1 protein-coding gene and 1 pseudogene are annotated in these 2750 nt (G+C 43.6%); both read right to left on the bottom strand.

Annotated elements, in window-relative coordinates; translation table 11 throughout:
* A partial coding sequence (locus BCG07_RS00930; protein WP_286888116.1) for an efflux RND transporter permease subunit occupies nt 1-2582 on the bottom strand: 2582 nt, incomplete at its 3' end.
* A 3-nt stretch (nt 2583-2585) separates the two neighbouring features.
* Nucleotides 2586-2750: pseudogene (locus BCG07_RS00925) on the bottom strand (efflux RND transporter periplasmic adaptor subunit); the annotation flags it as partial.

Genomic DNA, 2750 nt, shown 5'->3' with positions numbered 1-2750 from the left:
ACTGTTAGCGCTAATACAAATACGTAGGTCATTGCTGATGCGCCTTCGTAATAAAGCTGAGATTCACCTTTGTAGTCTATTGCGCCGTCAATGTCGTTTTCTTCTGCGGCAACATTGTTTAAAAAGTTAAGTGCTTGTTCGAGTGTGTAACCATCGGCTAAGTTTGCGCTTAAGGTTATTGAGCGCATACGGTTGTAACGGTTTAAGCGTGAGGCTGTAGCCTCTTCTTTTAAGCTTATTAGGCTGTCTAGCGGAACCAGCTCACCACTGCGTGATTTAAGGTATATATTTGAAATATCGGTCGGGTTATTAAAGTCTTCTTTTGTACCTTTCAAAATGACATCGTATTCTTCACCTCTATCTATAAAGGTTGTCACACGACGCTGACCCAGCATGGTTTCGAGTGTACGACCAACATCAGACACAGACACCCCTAGATCGGCCGCTTTATTTTTATCAATGCTTACTAAAAACTGTGGGAATGTTTCTTTGTAATCGTGATCGATTCTAACAAGGCCTGGGTTTTGTTCTGCACGTTTAATAATGCGGTCACGCCAATCGGCAAGCTGAGCATAATCATTACCTTGTAGAACAAATTCAATAGGGCGAGATGAACCGCCACCGCCAATACCTCGGCGCATAATAGCAAACGCACGTACATCGGTGACTTCGCGCATTTTGCCACTAATTTCATCCATTACTTCCCACGTAGAGCGCTTGCGTTTGTCCCAATCAGCCATACCAACAATAGCAACACCGCCGCTACCGCCCCAGCCAGGAACACGAACAAGCACACGGCTTAGCTCGCCAGACTCAGAGTAAGGCATAAGGCGTTCTTCAATTTTTGCCATATTGGCGGCATTATTTTCGTAGCTAGCACCCTCAGGCCCGCTCATCATAATGAAAAAGGTGCCGCGGTCTTCTTTAGGTGTTAGCTCTGATGGCACTTGCAGTAACAGTGAATAACTCACAAAACCCGCTAAAACTAAGCTGACTAACAAGCCCCATTTTTTGGTCATATTTGTTGAAAGTGAATTACGGTAACTGCGCTCTAATTTAGTAAACTGGTGGTCCATCCATTGGCTGAATTTATTAGGCTTGTCGGCGCTTTTTAGAACTTTTGAACACAATGCTGGTGCAAGCGTAAGCGCGGTTACACTTGAGAAAAAAACAGCTGCGCTTACAGCCATTGCAAATTCGGTGAATAACGCGCCTATCCGGCCATCCATAAATACTAAAGGAACAAACACCGAAATAAGCACAAGTGTAGTTGCTACAATTGCAAAGCCAACTTCTCGTGCGCCTCTATACGCTGCAAGTAATGGTGGCTCGCCAAGCTCTATGCGGCGGTGAATGTTTTCAAGCATTACAATAGCGTCATCAACAACTAAACCAATGGCAAGTACTAACGCAAGTAGTGTTAGCAAGTTGATTGAATACCCCATAGCGAGCAAAAACATAAAGCTACCTACCAAAGCTACCGGTACGGTAACAGCGGGAATAAGCGTTGCACGAATGTTGCCTAAAAACAAAAATATCACTAAAACAACTAAGCCCATTGAAATGGCAAGCGTGCTATATACTTCGCTAATCGATTCTTTAATGAATACAGACGAGTCGTAACTGTCTTGAATTGTTGTGCCTTCAGGTAGGTTTCGTTTGATTTTTTCAAGCTCACTTCGTGCGTTGTCTACCACGGTTAATGTGTTTGCTTTAGCTTGTTTTACAATACCCAGGCCAATCATGTTGCGGCCGTTACCACGGAACAAACTTTCGTCGTCGGCGGCCTCTAGTTGAACATCGGCTACTTCGCCAAGGCGAACTAAATAGCCATCTTCACCGCGTTTAATAACTAAATTTTTAAAGTCGCGCTGATCTTTGTAGCTTCGGGCCGTACGTACCGTAAAGTCGCGATCAATTGATTCAATTTCACCAGCAGGTAACTCAACATTTTCTGTGCGCAGAGTGTTTTCTATGTCGCTTGAAGTTATGCCGCGCGCAGCCATTGCTTGGCGGTTTAACCAAATTTTCATAGCGTATTGACGCTCGCCGCCAATTCGCACATTAGATACGCCATCCACAACGGCTAAGCGGTCAACAATAAAGCGCTGTGCATAATCAGAAAGCTGTAATGAGTCCATGGTTTCACTATTAAGCACAAACCATGCAATAGGGCTTTCATCACTGTTTGATTTAGATACCTCAGGCGGACGAACTTGCTCAGGTAGGCTGTCGAGTGCACGTGCAACACGTTCACGTACATCGTTAGATGCTGCATCTATATCGCGGCTAATATTAAATTCAATAGTAATGTTTGAGCGACCATTACGGCTCGACGAATTAATACTTTTAATACCCTCAATACCCGATATACGGTTTTCGATAACTTGGGTTATTTTAGTTTCGATTATCTCCGCTGATGCCCCGGTATATGAGGTGCTAATATTTACAATCGGAGTTTCAATGTCAGGGTATTCGCGTAGCGGTAACATACTAAATGCTACTAAACCAAAGGTTAGTAGCAATAAGTTAATTACAATCGCAAAAACGGGGCGTTTAACGCTAGTGTCGGTAATTTTCACGTATTACCCCTTAACGCTAACTTTACTGCCCGAGCGAATTTTAATCAGCCCTTCAGTAATAATTTGCTGGCCATCGGTTAAGCCTTCATCAATAGCTACCCAACCGTTATTTCTGCTTGCAACATGTACTTCTATTTTGTTGGCTACGCCATCTGTAATTTTAAACAC

Origin of the sequence: Pseudoalteromonas sp. ESRF-bin5, assembly GCF_002632075.1 — a bacterium.
Classification (GTDB): Bacteria; Pseudomonadota; Gammaproteobacteria; order Enterobacterales; family Alteromonadaceae; genus Pseudoalteromonas; species Pseudoalteromonas marina.
The sequence above is the reverse complement of the archived record's forward strand: the minus strand, read 5'-3'. Positions and strand labels throughout refer to the sequence as shown.